Here is a 22,615-nt window from a genome sequence, read left to right on the forward strand (position 1 = left end):
CAGGCGCCAGCCTGCGGGAATGCGCTTTTACGCGGCGTCTTCCATAGGTTCCTTGCGTCCCGCCAACTTGCATTCAATGAAGACATGCTGTTTGCATGATTTGCAGATGTCATGGTCAAGCTGCGGATAGATGTTGCGCAGGGCCTGCGTTTTCGAGTGAAAGAAATTCGCTGGCCCAATCTCGGCGTCATAGCCGCCCTGATGCAAAGTTTCGGTCACGCTTGCCTTGGTGTTCAGAAGATACAGCGCGCCGCCGCGTTTGCGAAAGCGTTTGGCTTCCTGCGCCAAGGCTTCGGCGCCCGCGATATCGACGAAATTGACTCCCGACATTTCGATCATCAGGCGCTTTTGCTCGGGGTGCTCTTGCTCATAGGTGCGCAAGGTTTCCTGGAAATAATTGACCGCGCCGAAAAACAGCGAGCCGTCGATGCGCACGATGCGCAACTGCGGACATTCGGGCAAAGCCAGATTCGTGATGAATTTGCGCGATGCATGATCCGGGTCCGGGACTCGGATGCTGATCTTGGGATGCGATGTGCGGTTGAGATAGAGCAGCAGCGACAGCAGAACGCCCGCGAAAATCGCTTCTTGCAGCTCAAGAAACAGCGTTGAGAAGAACGTCACCAGCAAGACGGCGCTTTCCGCCCGGCTGGTCTTTAGAATTTGACGGATATGGTGTTGATCGATCAGGCCATAGGAAACCAGCATCAAGACGCCAGCCATGGCGGCGTTTGGCATATAGGCGGCGAAGGGGGCGACAAGGACGACGATCAAGGCCAGGGCGGCGCCTGCCACGATGGCGGCCAGCGGTGTCTTGGCGCCCGAATCAAAATTGAGGCCGCTGCGGTTGAACGAACCCGTGGCGACATAGGCCGAGAAGAAACTGCCCGCGACGTTGGACAGGCCCTGGCCGATGAATTCCTGATTGCCGTTGATATGCTGGCCGCTGCGCACGGCCAGCGCCCTGGAAATCGACAAGGCCTCGGTCAGGGCGAACAGGGTGACGGCAAGGGCGGGCGAAGCCAGTTGTTTCCAGACTGCCGGATCGAAGCTGGGCGCTGAAAGGGGCGGCAGGCTGGCGGGCAGGGCGCCGACGGTGGGAATGCCTGCCGCAAACCAGAAATTGAGCGCGGCGGAAAGCAGGCTGCCCGCCAGGATGGCGACGATCATATAGGGAACTTTTGGCAGATAGCGGCGCACCAGAATGCCGCTGAGCAGCGTTGTCGTCGCCACGCCCGCCACGGCCCAGGAAATGGCGCTGAGATGCGTGAACAGATAGATGAAGATGTCGGAGAAATGTGCCCCGCGGGGAATCGGCAAACCGAAATAATTCTTGATCTGATTGGCGGCGATCAGCACGCCTGCGCCTGCCGTGAATCCGATCACCACCGAATGCGAGATGAAATTGACGATCGATCCCAGACGAAACAGCCCAAGGGCCAATTCCAGCAGCCCCACCATCATGGCTAAGGTTAGCGCCAGTTTCACATAGTCCGCCGAACCAGGCTCGGCCAGGGCCGAGAGCGAGGAGAACAAAACCAGCGACGCCGCCGTGGTCGGCCCGGACACCAAATGCCAGCTTGATCCGAACAGGGCCGCCACGATGGCCGGGATGATTCCCGCATACAAACCATATTCCGGCGGCATGCCTGCGATGGTCGCAAAGGCGACTCCTTGCGGCAGAACCACGATGGCGCCGGTCAGACCCGCCGACAAATCGGAGCCAAGCGAACGCCGGTTGACCAACGGCATCCAAGTGAGAAACGGAAACACGCTCCGCATCCAGCCGAAGCGGGCGGTCTTGGAAATGGACACTTCTAGAAACCCTCCGCGATTCCTGGAATCCCAGGTAACTTAGTCACTTCTAATATAGGCGGATGCCTGAATCCGTCTCAATTGGGACTCTTACTTAGCAAGGCGTATATCGTTTGTTCCAGGCCAGACTTAAGCCACGGCGCAGGCTAGGCGCACAAGTTCAGCGATGTTTTTGGCGCCGGTCTTTTCCATGATGTGGGCGCGATGCACTTCGACGGTTCGGGTGCTGATCCCCAGTCTTTCCGCCACCACCTTATTGGGGTGACCCGCCACCAACAGCAGCAAGACATCCTGCTCCCTGGGGCTTAGGATGTCCATGTTGAAGCCGCTGCTTGCCGCGGATTGCGCTGAAGTTTCCCTAAGCGGCGGCATCAGGGCAGACCGGATGCTAGACAGCAGAACTTCGTCGCGAAACGGCTTTTGAATGAAATCGACGGCGCCCGCCTTCAAGGCGGCCACCGCCATCGGCACATCGGCATGCGCGGTGATGATGATGACCGGCAGCCGGATGCCGCGCAGGCGCAAATCCTTCAACAATTCGATGCCTGTCATGCCGGGCATGCGCACATCGGCTACGATGCACCCGGCCCAGCCCGGCTGCACCGCTTTTAGAAAATCGAGCGCCGAAGCGAAGGTTTTGCTGCGATAGCCAGCCGAGTCCAGCAGAATGGCCAATGAGTCTCGGACATCGGCCGAATCGTCGATAACGAATATAGGCTGTGTTTCAGGCATCTTCTAAATCCCTTTTCGCCAGGGGCAGGGTGAACCGGAAAATGGCGCCGCTCGTGGGCGCATTTTCGGCCCACAATCTTCCCTCATGCGCTTCCAGTATAGACTTGCTGATGGAAAGCCCCAACCCCATTCCCGCCACCTTGGTGGTGACGAATGGTTCGAACAGATGGTCCATGACGTCTTTCGGCATGCCGGGGCCATTATCGGCGACAGATATTTCGATCATGTCCATATCGATCCTTCCGGCAACGGTTATCTGCGGATGCTGGGTTTTCGACAAGGTCAGAGATTGAATGGCGTTGCGCAACAGGTTGATCAGAACCTGAACGATTTGCGTCTTGTCGGCCATGACCTCGGGCAGGGCCGACATGCCGGATGACTGGATTGCGACGCCTGCGGCATTGGCTTCCGCCGAGACCAGCCGGATGGCGTCATCGGCCATGTCGGACATCGCGTTGGCGGACAGAGTCAATTCACCCTTGCGCATGAAATCGCGCAGCCCATGGATGATCTGTCCCACCCGCTCGACCCTGTCCACGCTCATGCTCATGACGTTGGCGGCGCGCTCAATGTCGGGCGATGGCGATTTGAGAAGGCGCAAGGCCGCCTGGGTCAGGTTCATCGCGGCGGTCAGGGGCTGGTTCAATTCGTGCGCCAGGGCGGACGCCATTTCCCAACCCACGTTCAAGCGTTGGAAATGCGCCAGCTCGGTCTGGCGCTCCTGCATGCGCATTTCGGCATCGCGTCGTTCGGCGGTCATGGCGCCGAACAGCAGGCTTGTCACGGCCAATACGCCCAGGCGGATTTGCATTTCGACGATCATGGCACTTTCGTGGCCGTACAACAGATCTGTCAGGACGGGGGCGACATAGATGGCGCCCAAGGCCAGCGCCGCGCCGGTTTGTCCATGACGCGTGGCGATCCAGGCAAAGGGAAGAAAAAGGAGATAGAAGAAGTGGATTTCCGCATTGACGAATTGCCCGAACACTTCCCAAGCGATCAGGGTCAGCGCGCCGGTCTGCAAGATGATTTCGCCGCTCAACAGCGTCTGAAAGCGGATATGTCGCCAGGACTTGTCGTAAATGAGAATGAGCGGGGCGATGGACAGGATGGCCACCAGATTGAACAAAAATAGCAGCAGTGCGGCTTCAAGCGATCCCGCATTCTGAAAAGGCGGAATTGCCAGGATGATCGTGGTCAGGGCCGAGGCTGCCGAGGCGGCGGTCAGGAATCTGAGAACGCCGCGCCGTCGCTTCAAGCTCCAAACGGGGGCGGAATTTCTTGGATGCAGCAGCGCAAGGCCAAGGGCGGCGCCAGCGGTTTCCGCAGCAATGCGCAGGATGGCCGACAAAGGGGTCGCAAGAAAACCGCCATCGATCAGGCCGGCCAGCAGGGGGGCGGCTACGGCGAACCACAGCCCGTTTCGGCCATGGCGCGCCGCGATGGCAAAGCTGATGGCGGGCGCCGCATTCCAGGGATGCGCTGCGAGGTCGGCAAAGCGATGCGCCGCCGCCGCCAAGTCGGCGGTCATGTACAAGGTCAAATAGATGGCGCCAATGGCTAGATCGCGTAATCCCGGCATCCCCCTATTCTCCAGATTATACGCGGGAATTGAAGAGGCATTTCGAAGGCCTTCTTGCGATCCGCTTTATGTGTTTGATAAGCTGATGGGAATAAGAAAGAAAGGGAGGTGTCTGGCATGCGCGTTTTTGCAAGCCTTGCTGCTTGGGCCGAAAGGGCGAGCTTGCGGATCGGCGATGCCGCATCCTGGCTGCTGCTGGCCGTGGCGGGGGCGGGAATCGCCGTTCTTCTGTTGCGCCATCTTCTGGGATCGGGAGAGGTGAGCATGCCGCCCGCCTATGTCTGGTGCACGGCGCTGGTCATGCTGGCGGGAAGCGGCGTGGCGCTCAAGACAGACATCGACGCTATCTTCATCTTTCGTGTTCTGTCCCATAGGGCGCGCTCAGTCCTGTTGATTGGCGCGGGACTTGGCATCGTGTTGCCATGGGCGTTGCTGCTTGATCTGTTCGCGGGATCGCTGTCGCTTGCCGCACCGGGACTGATCGGCGAGCCAAGCGGCCTTTTGGAAAGCCTGTGGTGGCGTCTGGCCATTGATGTAGGGGCTTTGGCGCTGGGGTTGGAGGCCTTGGGCCTTTTCTCGCAAGGCTTGGCTGGATTGATGCAAGCCAGGCAGTCTTGATGATGGGCGAGTCTGGTTTTCTTGCACCCTTGATGCTGGCTCTTGTTCTGCTGGGCTTGCTGGCCGGATTGCCAACCCCTTTGGTTTTGGCTGGCGGCGCTTTGCTGGGCTTGTTGGTGGGGCAGTTGCTTGGCGTTTACGACATCGTGCTGATGGGAGACTTGGCCGGGCAGTTGAAGACGCTGCTGGAGAACGAGGTCCTGCTGGCCATTCCGCTGCTGGCGCTTTCGGGTACGCTGTTGCAAGACACGAGCGCTTTTTGTGCCTTGCGCCAGCGTTTGGCTGGACTGATCGTTCCCGCCAGCGACGCTTTGCTGGCCATGTCGGGTGGGGGAGGCGGCAATCAGAAAAGCAGGGCTGTTTCCGCCTTGCTGGAACGGGCGATCCCGGCTTCGCCCTTTCTCGTTCTTTTGGCCGATTTGATTGGCAAGGCTTCACATGATGCCCAAGCGCCGATTGATGCGCCTTCGCTTATGTCGGCGATGATTGTTCCTGGCCTCTGTTTGGCCTTTTTGGTTGGCGTCGCAAGAAACGACGAGGCGGCCATTGAAGGCGAGGCCCAAACCACCATTTCCCATTGGCACGCGATGTTAGCCGGTTTGGCGGCGATTTCCATTCCGGCCATCATACTGTTTGGCCTTGCCAGTCCGGCGGAAGCGGGGGCGGTTGGCGTCGGCCTGTCATTGGGGCTGGGGATTCTTGCCAAGGAATTGCGGCTTGACCGATTGGGCGACCCGCTCGACCGCGCCTTGCGTCGTTCCGCCGCCGTCTATGCCGCCTTGATCGCCGGGGCGGCCTTCATGCTTGTCTTTCAAGGCATCGGCGGCGCTGTGATTGTGGACAGCCTGTTGTCCGCCCTGCCCGACGACAACGTCCTGTCGCTGCTGCTGGCGTTGGCCGTCCTTCTGGCCTTGCTGGGCCTGCTGATCGAGCCATTGTCCTTGGCGATTTTGTTCATTCCCCTGGCCGGGCCGCTTTTGCTCGCCAAGGGAATTTCTCCCATGCTGCTGGGCGCCGCCTTCATTCTGGCGCCGATGTCCGGCCTAGCCCTTAAGATGAGCTTGCGCCAGCGTATCTTGCTGCCCCTGACCCAAGGCGTCGCCTTCGCGGTTGCAATATTCTGGATCGGGTTACAGCCAGCCGACAAGCCCAGGCCGACCGTCGATGCTCCGGCGCAGCTTGAAAAGCACGAAGATGTTTTCATTCCCGGCAACGCCAGCGATTCACTGCCGCAGGGCGAGCATGAGGATCGTGGATATGCGCCGCCCAGTGAAGGTGAGTGAATAGGTAATACCAGTTCCGTCCGCCGTTACGCGCTGGCGAATCAGACAAGCGCATGGCATAGTTAAGTCCAGCTCCAGACAAACGAAAAACGGAGACGCGCCTTGAATTTTCTTCTTGGATTGAGTCGTCTAGTCGACAAGATGAACGAAGCGATCGGCAAGACGGTGATGTGGGGGATATTGGTCGCTGTTCTCATCAGCGCAGGCAACGCCAGCCTGCGTTACGCGCTAAATATCGGATCGAACGCCTGGCTGGAAGCTCAGTGGTATCTTTTCTCGGCCGTCTTCCTGCTCTGCGCGGGATTCACGCTGCTTCGCAACGAGCATATCCGCATCGACGTCGTTTCCAGCCATTTGCCGCGCAAGGCGCAAATCTGGATCGACATTCTGGGCGCGGTGTTCTTCCTGCTGCCGATGACGGTTCTGCTGACCGAACTTTCCTGGGCCATGCTGGTCGAATCCTACGCCACGCAGGAAGTGTCAACCAATACCGGCGGCCTGATCCGCTGGCCGGTGAAACTTCTGGTTCCCGTCGGATTTATTCTTCTGACCCTGCAAGGCCTGTCCGAAATGCTGAAAAAGATCGCCATCCTGACCGGCCATCTTGAAGACCCAGGCCCGCATGGCGGACACCATACTCCCGTCAAAGCGGGAGAAGCGTCATGACCCAGTTCCTGATCGACAACATGGCGCCCATGATGTTCGCGGCCCTGGTGGTGTTCTTGCTGCTGGGCTATCCGGTGGCTTTCGCCCTGGCCGCCAATGGATTGATGTTCGGCATGATCGGCATCGAGCTTGGGCTGCTGACGCCAAACCTATTGCAAGCACTCCCGCAGCGCATCTTCGGCATCATGTCCAACGACACGCTGCTGGCCATTCCCTTCTTCACTTTCATGGGGCTGGTTCTTGAACGCAGCGGCATGGCCGAGGATTTGCTGGATACGGTCGGCCAGCTATTCGGCACCATGCGCGGCGGCTTGGCTTTCGCCGTCATCTTCGTCGGCGCGTTGCTGGCCGCCACCACCGGCGTCGTCGCCGCCTCGGTGATTTCCATGGGGCTTATCTCGCTGCCCATCATGCTGCGCTACGGCTATGACCGCAGGCTGGCCTCCGGCGTCATCGCCGCCTCGGGCACCTTGGCGCAGATCATTCCGCCTTCTCTGGTGCTGATCATCATGGCCGATCAGTTGGGTCGCTCGGTGGGCGACATGTATCAGGGCGCCTTCATTCCCGGTCTGGTCCTGACCTCCTTCTACGCCATCTATGTCTTGTCGGTGACCATCTTCAATCCCAAGGCCGCGCCGGCCCTGCCGTTTGAGGCGCGCACGATCAAGGAAGATGACGGGTCGGCGGGCTACCCTTCCGTCGTGGCGATTACCGGACTTTGCGCGGGAACGGCTTGGCTGCTGACCCAATTCCTCGATCCCATTCTTGCCATGTTCCTGCCAGTGCTGGCTTTGTATCTGCTGGTCGTTCTGCACAAAGCCTTGGGGATGCGCCTGATCAGCCGCATGGCCCAGCAGGTGGTTATCGTGATGGTGCCGCCGCTTGCGCTGATCTTCCTGGTTTTGGGCACCATCTTTTTGGGTATCGCCACGCCGACCGAGGGTGGCGCCATGGGGGCAGCCGGTGCTTTGATCATGGCCTTCGCAAAGCAGAAACTGTCCATCAGCTTGATGAAACAGGCCATGGAAAGCACGGCCAAGCTGACCTCTTTCGTCGTTTTCATCCTGGTCGGTTCGACGGTGTTCGGTTTGGTCTTCCGCGGCGTGAACGGCGATCTGTGGGTCGAGCATCTGTTGCTCGATCTGCCGGGCGGCCAGGTCGGCTTCCTGATCGTGGTGAATATCCTGATCTTCGTGCTGGCCTTCTTCCTCGATTTCTTCGAATTGGCCTTTATCGTCGTGCCGCTATTGGCGCCGGTGGCCGACAAACTGGGCATCGACCTGATCTGGTTCGGCGTGCTGTTGGGCGTGAATATGCAAACCTCGTTCATGCATCCGCCCTTTGGCTTTGCGCTATTCTATTTGCGCAGCGTGGCGCCCACGCAAGATTACGTCGACAAAGTCACGGGCAAGCTGACGGCGCGCATTACGACGGGGCAAATCTATTGGGGCGCCGTGCCCTTTGTGGTGATCCAGGTCATCATGGTTTGCGTCCTGATTTTCCTGCCCGATCTGGTGCTGGGATCGCTAGACGATCAGAAGAAGATCGATCCTTCGAAGATCGAATTGAACTTCACGCCCGAGGAATATGGAACGCCGATGTTCGAGGACAACAAGCCCGAGGGGGAAGGTGACGAAGCGGTCCCCGCCGGTGAGGATGAGCCGAAAAAACCGCAATAGATTCTGGCGAAACCGTACAGTCAAAAAAAGCCCCGCTCGCGAGAGCGGGGCTTTTCGTTAGGCTGTCAGCCCTTGCGGGGCTTACTTTTTCTTGCGCTTGGGATCAAGCGCGTAAGACATGTAGTTGTCGTAGGTATGTTCGGCGATGCGGAACCAGCTGTATTCCATGTCGCGGAAGGCCTTCCAGTGCTCGAACACCTTCTTGAAGTTGGCGTTGGAAGCCGCGGTTTCCGCATAAACTTCCTCGGCCGCCTTGAAGCAGGCGTCAAGAACGTCCTTGGGGAAGGCGCGAAGCTGCACGCCATTGCCGACCAGACGCTTCAAGGCGTCGGGGTTCTGCGCGTCGTACTTGGCCATCATATAGACATTGGCCTCGGCGCAGGCCGATTCCAGAATCGCCTGATAGGCGGGGGGCAGTTTCTTCCACTCATTGATGTTGACGTTGAGCGAAAGCTGCGGTCCGCCTTCCCACCAGCCGGGGTAATAGTAGTATTTGGCGACTTTGTAGAAGCCCAGCTTCTCGTCGTCATAGGGACCGACCCATTCGGCGGCGTCGATGGTGCCCTTTTCCAGCGACGGATAGATGTCGCCGCCGGCGATTTGCTGCGGCACCAAGCCCAGCTTGCTCATCACCTGGCCAGCAAAGCCGCCGATGCGCATCTTCAGGCCCTGCATGTCCTTGACCGACTTGATTTCCTTGCGGAACCAGCCGCCCATCTGCACGCCGGTATTGCCCGCCGGGAACTGGATGACGTTGTGCTGGGCGAAGAATTCGCGCAGAACCTCGAGACCGCCGCCGACATACATCCACGCATTCATCATGCGGGCCGTCATGCCGAAAGGCACGGCGCAGTCGAAAGCAAAAGTGGGGTCCTTGCCGAAGTAGTAGTAGTTCGCGGTATGTCCGCATTCCACGGTGCCGTCCTTGACGGCATCGAGAACCTGGAGACCTGGAACGATTTCGCCGCCCGCGAAGACGCGAATCTGGAACTTGCCGCCGGTGGCGGCTTCCACGCGCTTGGAAATCACTTCGGCGGCGCCGAAGATGGTGTCCAGGCTTTTAGGAAAGCTGGAAGCGCAGCGCCACTTGATTTCAGGCATTGTGGTCGTCTGGGCGATGGCGGGTGCTGCAACTGCCGAAGCCGCAAGACCAAGACCTGCGGATTTAAGGAATTTACGACGCTCCATGGATGGATCTCCCTGGATTATGGATTGGATGATTTGGAATAACGGCTCCCCGGTGCGGCGAACCGCTTTGTACAAGCATCATACACCTGGGCATTCTTTTGTGTAGATAAAAGCTATTGATTCAAAAAACTGTGCAGTGCGGTAGGTATTACCAGTTTCTCGGAGTGGCTTTGCAAGAAGTCCTCTTTAGACCTGGAAAATCACATCGGCGTCCATCCGGCCGGGCCAAAGGCTTCCATCGGTTTGAAGCGGGCCTTGTAGGCCATCTTGCGGCTTTCCGCGATCCAATATCCCAGATAGACATAGGGCAAGCCCAGGCGATTGGCTTCCTCGATCAGCCATAAAACGATGCGGGTGCCCAGGCTGCGTCCAGGATCCTCCGTTTCATAGAAGCTATAGACGGCGGACAGGCCGTCGCTTAAGCAATCGCCCAGACAGGCGCCCAGCAATCTGTTGTCGGGGCCGCGCAACTCGATCATGAAACTTTCGATCGGGCTGTCCTCGATCATCGAACGGTAGTCGTAGAATCCCATCAGCGCCATGTCGCTTCCCGAATGGCGGGCATCCTGATAGCGGGTGAACAGGCGGTATTGTTCGCTGGTGGCGCGTGCCGGTCCCCTTATGATCGTGACATCCTGCGCGGCGTTGCGGATGCGGCGCATGGTGCGGTCGGGCTTGAATTCGCTGGCCAGAATGCGCACCGGAATGCAGGCCCGGCAGTTCGGACAGGCGGGCGCGTAGGCGATGGCGTGGCTGCGCCTGAAACCTGCCTTGGACAAAGATTCATGCAGGTTCTTGCCGTCCGGGCCGCTTAGCTCGGTCACCAGCTTGCGCTCGAAGCGGCCTTCCAGATACGGGCAGGGCAGCGGCGCCGTGGTGTAAAAGAAATGGGGGTTCTTGAGAGCGACATGGTCCATGAGTCAGATATTAAACCTGACGGGCCGGATTTCTAGTACCCGAATTATCCCAGTTTTCTGACCGTCACGCTCGAAAGCATGTCGTGGATCAATCGTCCCTTGGCGTTGAACAGCCCCACCAGCAAGATCAACGGCGTGGCGATCAGGACCGAGGCGTAGAACAGAAACACCTGCAAGAAGGCCTGGAACATCATGGGGTTCTGCCCTTCATCCGTGACCAGACGCAACCCCATCATCCGCTGCCCCCAGGTGGATGCTTTCGAACCGCCGGCCAGGAAAGCGTAATAAAGCGCATTCACCGTCAGCCACAGAAAGGGCAGGGGCGCCCACAACAGTCCAAAGGTGGCGACGCCGCCCAGAATCAGAAACAGTCCCAAGGGCAAGGTAAGAAGGCCAGCAAAGAACAGATCGGCGAGATAAGCCGCCACTCGCCGCCACAGAACGCCATCGTAAGGCGTCAGATCATTCTTTGCCCGCTGTGGCGGATCGACGGAGACGGGCAGGGTTTGCATCAGGGTTTTGCGGGTGGTTTGTCGTCGGTCATTTCATGTTCGCGCAGCAGCACGATGGAAATGCGCCGGTTTCTTTGCGAGCGCGGATCGTCCTTGATCATAGGTTCGCGGTCGGCCTTGCCGATCACGCGCGCGATGCGCTTTTCCGGCATTCCGGAATCCAGCAGGGCGCGGCGGCTGGCCAGGGCGCGGTCGCTGGACAGTTCCCAATTGCCGTATTGGGGGTTGCGCGCATAGGGGATGGAATCGGTATGGCCGGAAATGGCGATCTGCTGGGGCATTTGCATCACGACCTTGCCGATCAGTTCCAGCAGTTTTGCCGCCTTGGGGGTCATGGAGGCCGAACCGCTGTCGAACATGGCTTGGCGCTCATTGTCCACGATCTGGATGCGCAAACCTTCGGGCGTGTTGTCCAGCAGAACGCTGTCCTTCAACTGAATCAAATCGGGGCTGGCTTGCACCGCCTGGCGGATCACGCGCTGCGCCTCGCGAAACGACTGCTCTTCCTTTTCCGCCTGCATTTGCTGATATTCTTCATCGGTCATGCCCGACTGGTCTTGCGGCTTGTCGTCTTGCGATTTGCCCATCACCGGCGGCGGCAGTTCCAGATTGACCGTGGGGGCCGACGAGCTTTGCGGCATGGCGCCTTCTTCGCCCATCACCTGGCCGCCCAGCATGCCGCCGGCGCCGCTGGTGGTACGCGACACGGTCTGCGGAGCGAAATAGTTCGAGATGCCTTTCAACTGCTCCTCGGTCACGGCGTTCAACAGCCAAAGCAACAGAAAGAAAGCCATCATCGCGGTCACGAAGTCGGCATAGGCCACCTTCCAAGCGCCGCCATGGGCGGCCGCGTGACCTTTCTTTATTCGCTTGATGATGATAGGGCGACCGTCATCGGCCATGAGACATCAATCCGGCGGCACATTGGCGAGATATTCTTCCACTTCCTTGAAGCTGGGCTTCACGGTGTGCGGAAGAATTTTGCGGGCGAACTCGATCGAGACCTGCGGCGCGTAGCCTTGCATATGGGCCAGCAGACCGGCCTTGATGCACATCAGATACATGCTTTCGGTATTGAAGTTCTGTTCCAGATTGCGCCCGAAGGCGGCGAAGAAACCATAGGACAAAAGCACGCCCATGAAAGTGCCGACCAGGGCGGCGCCGATCAGGTGGCCCAGCACTTCCGGTGGCTCGGTGATCGATCCCATGGTGTGAATCACGCCCAGCACGGCGGCCACGATGCCCAGGGCGGGCATGGCGTCGGCCATGTTGGTGATAGCGCCTGAAATGGCGTGCATTTCGTTGTGATGGGATTCGATCTCGCCGTCGATGATCGATTCCATCTCATGGGCGTTGTTGGTGCCCAGGGTCAGAAGGCGCAGATAGTCGCACAGGAACTCGACCAGATGATGGTCCTTAGAGAATCCCGGAAATTTGGTGAAGAGCGAGCTTTCCTCGGGCTTCTCGACGTGGCTTTCCAGCGCCAGATCGCCCTTGGTCTTGGCCAGCTTAAATATGGCGTAAAGCATGGCCAGCAGCTCAAGATAGCTGGCTTTGGAAAAACGCGATCCCTTGAAGACCTTGCCGATGTTCTTGGCGACGCCGGTCACGACCTGCTTTGGATTGCCGATCATGAAACTGCCGAAGGCGGCGCCCAGAATGATCATGAATTCGAACGGCTGCCACAGCACGTCCAGATGGCCGCCGGGGATTGCATAGCCGCCAATGACCGAGACGATAACTACGACGAAACCAATGATAGCGAACATGTGATTTCGGGGTCCCCGTGGCTTTTGACCGCTAAATCTTGTGTTGTTTATTGTGCGACTGCGACATTAGCTTACCCGGCTCTGAAAAAGAAGCGGGTTTTATGACATCCGGCTCATTTCAAGCCGCTCCCTGGCCGAAAGTCCAGTTTCGCAAACCCGCTGAATAAGGTATGTAGAGCTTCATTCCCAAGATCGAGAGAGCGACATGGTGATTGATTCTCGCAGTTTTCGCAAGGCATTGGGCTGTTTCGCCACCGGCGTGACCGTGGTGGCCGCCACCGACGGCGAGGGCAAACCCGTAGGGGTGACGATCAGTTCCTTCGCTTCCCTGTCGCTTGAACCGCCTTTGGTCCTGTTTTGCCTGGGGCTGAGCACCAGTAATGTCGAAACCTTTCGAAAGGCATCGAATTTCTCGGTGAACGTTCTGCGCAGCGATCAGCGGGAATTGTCGATTCGTTTTGCCAGCCGCATGACCGACAAATGGAGCGAGGTCGAGTATGTCGCGGGCGAGGCCACGGGCGCTCCGGTCATCTCGCATTGTCTGGCTTCGATCGAATGCACGCTTGAAAAGGAATATGTCGAGGGCGACCATGTGATCCTGATCGGTCGCGTGCAGACGCTCGATTACGATCCGGGCGGCCAGCCTTTGCTCTATTTCCGGGGCAATTACGCGGAACTCGCGTAATCGCCGACGGTTCAACCTGGGCGTTCTAATTTCCAACCGGCGCGGGCCAGAGCACCAATTCCTCCGCTTTGCCTCGCCCGTCCAGCTTGAGATAGCTTCCTTCGCGCCACATCTTCAGCAGATCGTCGTAATGACGCGACAACGGGTTGCCCGATTGACCCGAGGCGATGATGAATCTTGAATTCGCCGGGTCGTGCAAATCATAGACGGCGCGCAGTCCGGCGCCGTGGACATGGCGGAAATTGCCAAAGGCGTAGGTGCCGCGATTGAGGCTGGAGCCGTCGCCATCGGTTTCGATCGAGGGGGCGATCCAAGATTCGGGCAAAGGCAGGCGCTCAAGAATGCCGTGCGGGAATTTCGCCCGGTGCGCCGTTCCCCACTTCCATTTCGCCATGTCGGCGCCAAAGTCGCGCGATAAGCGCCTGAGCGCCTCTTCCAGCGCCCGCGTGACGATTTCCTGACAGTCTTCCGTTTGGTCCTTGGTGGCGACGTTGTCGCACCAGACATTGTTGTCGCTCAAAGTCTTCGCGATCAATTGCGGCTTGAGGGCATGGCTCCAGGCGTTGAACAGGCGGTCGGGTTCCTTCTTGTCGGCTGTCCTCAATTCGTCGGCAAAAAGGCCTCGTTGGATTTCCTCGGCCCAGGCGGCGAAGATCAGCGGTTCGGGCAGGTCGCGAGCCATGCTGCCATCCCAGTCGGCAACCATGCCCAGCGCTTTCTTCCCATCCAAGCCCGGCGGCGAAACAGTGAGAAGGTGAGGTTTCAAAAGCAGAAAGGCCGCCGACAGACTATCCATCTGATAAGCGCTCATATCGTCTGGGCCGTGCTGGGTTTTGGCGGCCAGCAGTTCGGAGATCCGACCAGCGCGCAGGTTATCCGGCCAGTTGCTGGCTAGGTGATGCGGATAATCTTCGGGTGCCAAGCGGTTGTTGGCGTTCGACAGCGCGCCATCCGCCGGATTGTGAAGGGCGGGGAGGGCATTGGCCGGAATGAATCCCTTCCAATCGGCGCTGCCGTCGGAGCCGGGTCTTGGCATGTCGGGCGAGGCGTTCCCCGCCCGCAGTGGGACCAGTCCCGTTTGCACGAGGCCGATATTGCCATCGTCCGCCGCATAGGCGACATATTGAGCCGGGGCCTGAAACAAGGCCAGGGCTTGCAGAAAATCGACGCTGTTTTGCGCCAGGCTCATCTTGCGCAGGGCTTCTGGCGTTTTGTCGGCCGGGTTGAGAAAGGTTCCCGCCAGCGAGAAGATCGCATCCGAGGGAGCTTCCCTTTCGCTTAGAACGTCGGAAATCACCGGGCCGTGCCGTGTTTCTCGGATATCGAACGGCATGTCCGCCTCGCCCTTGATCGAAATGATCTCGCGACGCACGCTATAGGGGGCGGGGCCGTCAGGCGTCATATAGCGGCTTTTGTCGCCATCGGTGTCCGGCCTTTCGACGAACAGGTCCATGGTGTCGGTGTGTGAACTGGTCAAACCCCAGGCGACATGCTTGTTCTGTCCCAGGAACACGAAGGGCGAACCGGGCACCGTGCCGCCCTTTACCGATAGGCCGGGCGCTTCCAGACTGGCCAGATACCAAAGAATCGGCGCCTGGAAATTCAAATGCGGATCATTGGCCAGCAAAGGTTTTCCGCTTGAAGTGCGGTTTCCCGCCAGGACCCAGGCGTTGGATGCCAGTTGCGGCGTCGAAAGCGGGGGCAGGCCCGCCAAAAGCCTGCTTGCCGACAAAGAGGCGACAGGTTGAAGCGATGGGGCGGACATCGGCGTCAGGTCATTGGCTCTCTCGAATCCCAACTGCTGGATCAGATTCAGGCTTAGCAATTCCTCGCGCCAGTTTCCCGCCAGTTGCAAAGCCATCACCCGCGGCCAAAGCAATGAATCGGAAGGTCGCCATGGTTTCGGATGAATGCCCGCCAGCAGGAATTCAAGAGGGGGCTGGCGGTTGAAATCCAACCCGGCGATCCAGGCGTTCACGCCAGCGGCATAGGACAAAAGAATTTGCCGCACAGGTTCATCCAGGGCGGCGAACGAACTTTCCACCTTGGATTCCAAGCCCAGGACCCGGAAGAAACGGTCGTTCGACAGCCCGGCCTTGCCAGCGATTTCCGACAATCTGCCGCTGGCGATACGGCGTTGCAAATCCATCTGCCACAAGCGGTCCTGGGCATGAGCATAGCCCAGTGCGAAATATGCATCCGCCTCGGTCTGCGCCTGGATGAAGGGGACGCCGTGGCGGTCGCGGGCGATGGTTGCCGGTTGGGAAAGCCCCAGTGTCTTGACGTCGCCCTCCGTCATGGGCAGCGATGTCTTCAGCCATTGCCAGCCGCCAAACACGACGCCCAGAGTGAGCAAGGTCAGAAGAATGAGCAATAGAGGCGGCAGGGCAATGCGCCCGCGCCGCCCCCGGCGGGAGGGAAACATTAAAAAGACACTCCGGGATTTTGATCTCTAGGCAGCGCGAAGATACTCTTTCGCCTCTTGCCGCGTCCAGTGCCGGGGTGTGACAAATGAACCAAGTTGGAAAATCCCCGCCATGTCCCAAAAACTCAAACATTCAGTTAAAATTGTTTATTAACAATATATTAATTAACCATATTAATTCATTAAGTTATTTTTAATCGCTATTGGAATTTTGATTTTGCCGGTTGTTGGCCGACTGGGCGGCCATATAATCGGGCAACGGTTCAGGGGGATGGGATGAAGCAACGCTGGTTGCCGGTGCTGGGAACGCAAGGCTTTCGCAAGATGGCCTATACGGAATGGGGAGAGGGGGCGCCAGGCAAAAGAACGCTCATTTGCGTTCATGGCCTGACCAGGAACGGGCGCGATTTCGATGTCCTGGCCGAGGCCTTGTCGGATCGCTTCCGGGTGATTTGCCCCGATGTGGCGGGAAGGGGGCAAAGCGATTGGCTGGCCGATGCCTCTTTGTATGATTTTCCTCTCTATCTTTCCGATCTGGCGGCCTTGATCGCCAGGCTGGATGTCGAAGAGGTCGATTGGCTGGGCACCTCGATGGGGGGGCTGATAGGCCTTTTTATGGCCGTGCAGGCCAATACGCCCATCCGCCGCCTGATCTTGAACGATGTCGGCCCGAAGCTGGAAGGTTCAGCGCTGGCGCGCATCGCCAGCTATGTCGGCTACCGTCCTCTCTTCGCGGATGTCGCCAGCGCCGAAGCGCATTTCCGGCAGGTCCATGCGCCTTTCGGTTCGCTGACCGACCAACAATGGCGCCATTTGGCCGAAAGCAGCCTGCGCCCCGTGCCGGGTGGATTTGAATTCCATTACGATCCGAAGATCGCCGCAAGGTTCAAGGACGCTCCGGCGGGCGATGTCGATCTGTGGCCGGTTTGGCAGATGGTGACCTGTCCCGTTCTGGCGATCAGGGGCGAGGCGTCGGACTTGCTGGACGCGCAAACGCTTGAGCGGATGAAGGCCAGCAAGCCGGACGGGCGTTGCCAGATTCACGAGATCCCCGGCTGCGGACATGCGCCAGCCCTGATGGATGCGGCGCAAATAGGCCTTATCCGCGATTGGCTGCTTTCTGCGTAGCGAAGGTTTGCATGATCACGGCGGCCAGCACGATCAGCCCGCCGGTTACCGTGTAGAAGCTGGGCGTCTCGGAGACGAACAGCCAGACCCAAACCGGCGCCATGATCGCCTCGCCCAGCGTCAGAAGGCTGGCCTCGGCCGATGGTAGATGGCGCGTGCCATGCACGAACAAGATCAGGCCTGCGCCCAGTTGAACGAATCCCAGCAAGGCCAGCCAGGGAAGGTCAGCCAAGGGGATGGCGGACAGTTCGACGAGGGGCAGGGTAACCAGCGCCGAAAACAGGCCGCCCAGGAAGGCCGACGGCACCATGTCGATATGACGTTTCTTGCGAAGCAGAACGACATTGGCCCCGAAGGCGAGGGCGACGCCCAGGCCGAAAGCCGTGCCCGCCACGGTCATTTGCCCCATGCCTTCGGCGAACATGACGCCTATGCCCAGCAAGGCCAGCAGAATGGCGGCCAGAATGGCCGGGCTTAGCTTCTCGCCCAGCCAAAGGCGAGCCAGCAGCGCCGAGACCAGCGGCGAGCCGCACATCAGCACATAGGCGTTGGCGACCGGCATATGGGTGATCGCCAGGATGAACATGACGAAGGAAGCGCCCAGCAACAGACCCGAGATCACGCCGGTCTTTCCGGCGGCGGCAAAGACGGCGACGGCGTTGCGCCGGTGGATCAGCAGCAAATACAGCCCCACGGCCAGGGCCATGAAAGCCGAGCGGGCGAAGACGACGGGCATTCCCTGGCTTTCCATATGCCGAACGATCAGCCCCGCCATGCTCCAGCACAGGGCTGCGGCCAGCACGAACAAAGTACCTTGAAGGCGGGGACTGATGATCATGGAAGGGGTCTAGCCTAATTATCGCCGCTTTCCAATGTTGAAGTATCGAGCGGCGTTCCAATGTCAGCGTCAGAACAGTCATCGCCAGCCGCGCTGTTCGATCCTCATACTTTCCAGAAGGGTTTTTCGGCCTCGGCCAGGGCATCGACCCGCGTCAGTCCCAAATCCATCAGCATTCTGTGGTCGAGCGAAGCCAATTGGCGGCGCGAACGCGATCTTTCGCCATAAGTTTCCAGACGTCGAAGGGCCGACAAAACGCCACGCAGGGCGACGTTGCGCCAGATGTGAATATGGCTGATCGGATTTTCGAGGGCGAGACTGGACATGGCCATCTCCATTCGTTACGGTAGATAACGATGAAGCATGTTACCTTCTTACACAAAGCATCATTTCTCAATAAACTAGTTAGATATACTAACCAATATGGCCCGCCGCCTGCCGCCCCTTGGCCCTTTAAGGGCCTTCGAAGCCGCCGCCCGCCATGGGCAGTTCCATCGCGCGGCCGAAGAATTGTGCGTTACCCCCGGGGCCATCAGTCAGCAAGTTCGCCAGTTCGAGGAATGGCTGGGCACCCCCTTGTTCGAGCGGGCGGGGCGGGGCGTGCGGCTGAATGGCGCGGGCAGGCAATTGGCGAGCGATCTGGCGGATTCGTTCGATCGCATCGAATTGTCGGTACAGCGCATTCAAAGATCGATCCGCGAGGGCCAGGGGCTGACGGTCTCGACGATCCCTTCCTTTTCGGCGCGCTGGCTGATACCGCGCCTGGGTTCGTTGAAGGCGCGATTGCCCGATCTGGACGTCCGTGTGTTGGTCTCGATCCATCCGGTCGATTTCGCGCGCGAGCCGGTGGATATGGCCGTGCGATATGGGCGAGGCGTCTATCCTGGTCTGGAAAGTCGCCTGCTTTTCCATGATTCCTATGTGCCCGTTTGCAGCCCCGCCTTGCTGGGCGGGCGCAAGCGGCTTGAGCGTTTCGACGAATTGGCGGGCGTTCCGCTCTTGCATGAAGTGATGGACATGATGCCAGAAGTCGATTGGCCGACATGGCTGAAATCCGTGGGCGCCGAAAGGGTCGACGCCAGCCGGGGGCCGCATTTCGCCTATACTCACATGGCGCTGCAAGCGGCGTTGGATGGGCAGGGCGTCGCCCTGACTCCTTCCTCCTATGTGGTTGATGATCTGGAAAGCGGGCGTTTGATCCGCCCCTTTCCCCAGGCGGTTCCAGGTTTCTATTCGAATTACTTGGTTTGCCCGAAAGAGCGCGCCAAAGAAGCCGCCATCGCCGCTTTCTGGAACTGGGCCGAGGACGAAACGCAGCTGATGCGCCAGCGTCTTGTGGCTTTGGATATTCCCGTCAACTGACTGGTGCTTGGGTTTCTGTTTCGCGCGCCAGATCGATCAGGCGCAGGAAAATATCCGATTCCTGCGCGCCCGCCAGGGCATAGGCTTCATTGAAGACATAACTGGGAACGCCGTTGATGCCCAAGCGGTGGGCGCGGGCGTTCTCGGCTACGATCTGACTGCTGTCCTCGGCGTCTTCAAGGGCTTGGATGATCAGGTCGTCATCCAACCCAAGACCCAAGCCGATATCTTGCAATTGCTTGAAATCACTTATGTCTATTCCCTGGGCGAAATAGGCAAAGAACACCGCCTCAACGGCTTCGCCAGCCTTGCCCATCCGTCCCGCCAGGCGGATCAGACGGTGCGAGGGCAGGGAATCGGGCGTGCGCACGATGGTTTCAAACGAAAAGGGAATACCCTCGCCAGCACCGGCGGCAGCCACGGCGGAATACATCTGCTTGACGCGGTAGGGGCCGCCGAACTTGCTTTCCAGATAGGCCTTGCGTTCGATGCCGCTGGCGGGCATGTCTGGATTGAGAAGGAAGGGACGCCAGCGGATTTCGGGGCGAACCAGCGGGCGTTGCGCCAAGGCGCGCTCCAACCGGCGTTTGCCCACATAGCACCAAGGGCAGATCGTGTCGAAGATGACGTCGATGCGCATGCGGGCAACCTTTGGCTAGGCGTGCCGGATCGCCCTGGCTGCGACCCTGTTATCCGATTCTAGAATGGGCGCGCGCCAGCAAGGTTTCAACCGTGTCGTCCTCGCGGGCCAGTGCGCTGCCCACCTCGACCCAGACCTTGACCGGCTGATAGACGTCGGGCACGGCGAAGTCGGTATAGGTCAGCACGCTGGCGATGCGATGCATGACGATCTCGGCTTCCTCGATGGGAGTGTCGGGCAGCACTAGGCAGAATTCGCAATCCGACGAGCGGGCGGTCAGATCCTCGGCGCGCAGCAACCCCATGATCCAATTGCCCAATTGGGCCAGCAACTGTTCGCCCGCTTCCTTGCCGAACTGATGCACCACGGCGCCGATATTGGGAATGTTGAGGAACACCACGGACAGATGCCGCCCGCCATGCCGGGCATGTTCCAGCCGCTCAGCCAGATGCGCCATCAGGAAGTCCTTGCCGTAGGCGGCCGTGCGGTCATCGCCGGTTTGCTTGCCCAGCGTCTTCGCCAGGGCTTCGCGAATGCGCCAGCGCAGGCGCTGGCGGCGCACCAGGGCCAGAAGCGCTGTGACCAGCAGATGCGGGTCGGTGGGGCGCACCAGGACGCGACTGGCGCCGCGCCGGTAGGGTTCGATGGCGTCGGGAAACGTGCCGGGCGGCGCGATCAGCAGAACAGGCAGGTTGAACAGGCGCGAATTGTTGCGGATTTGCGAGCACAGGCTTAGATGTTCCGCGCTGGAATCGGTGACGTCCAGGATGGCGGCGTCGAAATTCTTCTGGGTCAGAAGGTCTTCCGCCTCGATCAAATTGTCGGTCACCGTGATGCTGGCCCGCTTGAGCAGCGAGGAATAGGATTCGATCGCCTTCTTGTCGTTGCTGACCAGCAAGATCATCTGGTTGCCGTCGTCCACGGCGACATCGACCTTGCCCGCAGTTTCGATGCCGAAACGACCGGCGACATGCGCGCGACGGTTCAACTCTGTATGCATGGTCGATAGGCGCAGCAAGGGCTTTAAGCGCGCCACCAGAACGGCGGGATCGATCGGCTGCACGACCAGGTCGTCGATGCGGGCGTCCAGGGCCTGCTTGCTGATTTCCGGCGTCAATTGATCGCTGAGCAGGGCGAAGGGAATGTCGGAAGTCGCCTCGCTCTCCTTGAGTTTGTTGGCCAGATCGATTCCGCTCATGTCGGCTAGGGCGGAAAAACAGAGGATGATGTCGGGATGTCCGCTGGCGGATTTCTGAAGCGCCTGGGCGCCATCGGCGGCCATGGTTACGTTGAAGCCGCCCTCGGTCAGGCGGGCGCTTAGACTTTGACTGCCGCGAGCATCGCCCGAAACCAGGAGCAGCGTGCCGAGATGACTCATTCTAACTTTCCCCTATCAGCAGATCATAACTGATCGCGAACCCTTCCAATCTTGCTTGGCGATTACCATAATTCAACATGTGTCCGGCTCCAAGCGATCCCTTCACCGGTTGACCTTGTCTGGGAATTCGTTAAACTGAACCGTTCAGTTCACTGGGGGTTGACCAGTATGACCGCCTTTCAACGCAAACTCCTGTACGGAGTCATCGCGGCCGTTATCGTGCTGGCCGTCTGGTGGTATGCCGGTGGGCCGTCGCTCTTTGGCTCCTCGAACGCGCCATCTGGCGCGCCGCCCGCCGCGATGACCAAGGGCGATTCCCCCCAATCTGCCAAGCCTCCCCCACAGGCGCCGGGGCCGGGCGGTCCCGCCAAGCCGGTGGCGGTGGAAGCCATGACCGTTGCTCCCAGCGAATTCATCCATGAAGTTTCCGCCGTCGGCTCGTTGCTTTCGAACGAATCGGTCATGATCCGTCCCGAAATCGCCGGTCGCGTGATCAAGATATTGTTCGAAGAGGGAACGGCCGTCAAAAAGGGCCAACCTCTGGTCAAATTGGACGATTCGACCTATGTCGCCGATTACAATCAGGCCAGGGCGAATCTGGATCTGAGCAAGGCCAACAACGAGCGCGCCACCAAGCTCTATAGCCAGGGTGCTGGCACGGCCCGCGCCTTGGACGAGGCGGGGTCCAAGCTGAAGGTGGATCAGTCGCGCATCGAACTGGCCAAGACCAATATGGACAAAACGCTGATCATGGCGCCGTTCGACGGCGTGGTGGGACTGCGCAAGGTCAGCCTGGGCGCTTACGTCACGCCGGGCCAGGATCTGGTCAATCTGGAGGGGATCGATCCGATCAAGGCCGATTTCCAAGTACCCGAGATCGCTTTGTCCGAAATCAAGCCGGGCATGCCGATTCTGGTGCGGGCCGATTCCTATCCCGGTAAATCCTTCACCGGAGAAGTCTACGCCATCGATCCCAAGATCGATCCCGTCAACCGCTCGGTGGCGGCCAGGGCGCGTCTTCCGAACGCCGAAGGCCTGTTGAAGCCCGGCATGTTCGTGCGCATCGGTCTGGTGACCCGCAAGACCGAGAATGCTCTGATGGTGTCCGAGGAAGCCTTGATTCCCAGGGGCAACCAGATGTTCGTCTACAAGGTCGTGGACGGGCTGGTGGTCGCCCAGAAGATCCGCACCGGCGCCAGACGCGAAGGGAAGGTGGAAATCGTGGAAGGCCTGGCCTCGGGCGATGTCGTGATCACGGCAGGACATATGAAGGTGCGCGAAGGCGCTCCGGTCGTCATCGCCGGGCAGGCGAAACAGGATAAGAAGCCATGATTTCCCGCCCGGCGCTTGAGGAATATGCTTGGAGCGTAGCGACTGGGCGCTGCGCGCCCCGCGAGC

Annotated in this window: 21 protein-coding genes; 8 read left to right on the forward strand and 13 right to left on the reverse strand. The window is 59.4% G+C overall.

The features are described from left to right. Positions 1-27: 27 nt before the first annotated feature. The 3 genes from HQL44_00765 to HQL44_00775 form a co-directional block, all read right to left on the reverse strand. Entirely contained in the window at positions 28-1,782 is a 1,755-nt protein-coding gene (locus HQL44_00765) for a SulP family inorganic anion transporter (protein ID MBF0267099.1), read from the reverse strand. Positions 1,783-1,944: 162 nt separating this feature from the next. Further along, positions 1,945-2,547 carry a response regulator transcription factor gene (locus tag HQL44_00770; protein MBF0267100.1) on the reverse strand — a complete coding sequence of 201 codons (603 nt, stop codon included), beginning with the start codon at positions 2,545-2,547 and terminating at the stop codon, positions 1,945-1,947. Continuing rightward, complete coding sequence (locus tag HQL44_00775; GenBank protein MBF0267101.1) at positions 2,540-4,129, reverse strand: MASE1 domain-containing protein; 1,590 nt, start codon at positions 4,127-4,129, stop codon at positions 2,540-2,542. Before HQL44_00775 ends, HQL44_00770 begins: the two co-directional genes overlap by 8 nt. A 117-nt stretch (positions 4,130-4,246) precedes the next feature. Between HQL44_00775 and HQL44_00780 the strand changes: the two genes are divergently transcribed. The 4 genes from HQL44_00780 (at position 4,247) to HQL44_00795 (ending at position 8,375) form a co-directional block, all read left to right on the forward strand. Beyond that, positions 4,247-4,747: a hypothetical protein gene (locus tag HQL44_00780; GenBank protein ID MBF0267102.1), complete on the forward strand. Its 501-nt coding sequence runs from the start codon at positions 4,247-4,249 to the stop codon at positions 4,745-4,747. Then, positions 4,747-6,030, forward strand: coding sequence for a TRAP transporter large permease subunit (locus HQL44_00785; GenBank protein MBF0267103.1), 1,284 nt, complete (start codon positions 4,747-4,749; stop codon positions 6,028-6,030). Before HQL44_00780 ends, HQL44_00785 begins: the two co-directional genes overlap by 1 nt. 102 nt (positions 6,031-6,132) lie before the next feature. After that, positions 6,133-6,696 carry a TRAP transporter small permease subunit gene (locus HQL44_00790; GenBank protein ID MBF0267104.1) on the forward strand — a complete coding sequence of 188 codons (564 nt, stop codon included), beginning with the start codon at positions 6,133-6,135 and terminating at the stop codon, positions 6,694-6,696. Then, positions 6,693-8,375: a TRAP transporter large permease subunit gene (locus HQL44_00795; GenBank protein ID MBF0267105.1), complete on the forward strand. Its 1,683-nt coding sequence runs from the start codon at positions 6,693-6,695 to the stop codon at positions 8,373-8,375. Before HQL44_00790 ends, HQL44_00795 begins: the two co-directional genes overlap by 4 nt. Before the next feature lie 81 nt (positions 8,376-8,456). Here HQL44_00795 and HQL44_00800 read toward each other — a convergent pair whose 3' ends face one another. The 5 genes from HQL44_00800 to motA all read right to left on the reverse strand — a co-directional run bounded on the left by HQL44_00800 (position 8,457) and on the right by motA (position 12,761). Then, positions 8,457-9,563: a TRAP transporter substrate-binding protein gene (locus HQL44_00800; protein ID MBF0267106.1), complete on the reverse strand. Its 1,107-nt coding sequence runs from the start codon at positions 9,561-9,563 to the stop codon at positions 8,457-8,459. A gap of 200 nt (positions 9,564-9,763) precedes the next feature. Beyond that, positions 9,764-10,480: an arginyltransferase gene (locus HQL44_00805; protein ID MBF0267107.1), complete on the reverse strand. Its 717-nt coding sequence runs from the start codon at positions 10,478-10,480 to the stop codon at positions 9,764-9,766. Positions 10,481-10,524: 44 nt separating this feature from the next. Then, on the reverse strand, positions 10,525-10,992 hold the full coding sequence (locus HQL44_00810; protein ID MBF0267108.1) for an RDD family protein: 468 nt from the start codon (positions 10,990-10,992) through the stop codon (positions 10,525-10,527). Continuing rightward, on the reverse strand, positions 10,992-11,894 hold the full coding sequence (gene motB / locus HQL44_00815; protein ID MBF0267109.1) for a flagellar motor protein MotB: 903 nt from the start codon (positions 11,892-11,894) through the stop codon (positions 10,992-10,994). Before motB ends, HQL44_00810 begins: the two co-directional genes overlap by 1 nt. Before the next feature lie 6 nt (positions 11,895-11,900). Beyond that, on the reverse strand, positions 11,901-12,761 hold the full coding sequence (gene motA / locus HQL44_00820) for a flagellar motor stator protein MotA (protein ID MBF0267110.1): 861 nt from the start codon (positions 12,759-12,761) through the stop codon (positions 11,901-11,903). Between the two features lie 205 nt (positions 12,762-12,966). On the opposite strand from motA, the gene HQL44_00825 reads away from it, so the two are divergent. Then, complete coding sequence (locus tag HQL44_00825; GenBank protein MBF0267111.1) at positions 12,967-13,446, forward strand: flavin reductase family protein; 480 nt, start codon at positions 12,967-12,969, stop codon at positions 13,444-13,446. Between the two features lie 25 nt (positions 13,447-13,471). On the opposite strand, the gene HQL44_00830 is transcribed toward HQL44_00825, so the two are convergent. Beyond that, on the reverse strand, positions 13,472-15,871 hold the full coding sequence (locus HQL44_00830; GenBank protein MBF0267112.1) for a penicillin acylase family protein: 2,400 nt from the start codon (positions 15,869-15,871) through the stop codon (positions 13,472-13,474). A gap of 276 nt (positions 15,872-16,147) precedes the next feature. Between HQL44_00830 and HQL44_00835 the strand changes: the two genes are divergently transcribed. Beyond that, positions 16,148-16,999: an alpha/beta hydrolase gene (locus tag HQL44_00835; protein ID MBF0267113.1), complete on the forward strand. Its 852-nt coding sequence runs from the start codon at positions 16,148-16,150 to the stop codon at positions 16,997-16,999. Here HQL44_00835 and HQL44_00840 read toward each other — a convergent pair. Continuing rightward, entirely contained in the window at positions 16,971-17,837 is an 867-nt protein-coding gene (locus HQL44_00840; GenBank protein MBF0267114.1) for a DMT family transporter, read from the reverse strand. The two genes, HQL44_00835 and HQL44_00840, sit on opposite strands and share 29 nt — an antisense overlap. A gap of 104 nt (positions 17,838-17,941) precedes the next feature. After that, a complete protein-coding gene (locus HQL44_00845; protein MBF0267115.1) occupies positions 17,942-18,163 on the reverse strand; it encodes a DUF1127 domain-containing protein in 222 nt (73 codons plus the stop codon). Between the two features lie 97 nt (positions 18,164-18,260). Between HQL44_00845 and gcvA the strand changes: the two genes are divergently transcribed. Beyond that, positions 18,261-19,199: a transcriptional regulator GcvA gene (gene gcvA, locus HQL44_00850; protein MBF0267116.1), complete on the forward strand. Its 939-nt coding sequence runs from the start codon at positions 18,261-18,263 to the stop codon at positions 19,197-19,199. Here the strand turns inward: gcvA and HQL44_00855 are convergent. After that, positions 19,192-19,839: a DsbA family oxidoreductase gene (locus HQL44_00855; protein ID MBF0267117.1), complete on the reverse strand. Its 648-nt coding sequence runs from the start codon at positions 19,837-19,839 to the stop codon at positions 19,192-19,194. The two genes, gcvA and HQL44_00855, sit on opposite strands and share 8 nt — an antisense overlap. Before the next feature lie 49 nt (positions 19,840-19,888). After that, positions 19,889-21,217, reverse strand: coding sequence for a response regulator (locus HQL44_00860; GenBank protein ID MBF0267118.1), 1,329 nt, complete (start codon positions 21,215-21,217; stop codon positions 19,889-19,891). Between the two features lie 168 nt (positions 21,218-21,385). Here HQL44_00860 and HQL44_00865 point away from each other — a divergent pair, with 168 nt between their 5' ends. Further along, entirely contained in the window at positions 21,386-22,549 is a 1,164-nt protein-coding gene (locus tag HQL44_00865) for an efflux RND transporter periplasmic adaptor subunit (GenBank protein MBF0267119.1), read from the forward strand. The last annotated feature ends 66 nt before the right edge of the window (positions 22,550-22,615 follow it).

This window comes from Alphaproteobacteria bacterium, assembly GCA_015231795.1.
Lineage (GTDB): Bacteria > Pseudomonadota > Alphaproteobacteria > Rhodospirillales > WMHbin7 > WMHbin7.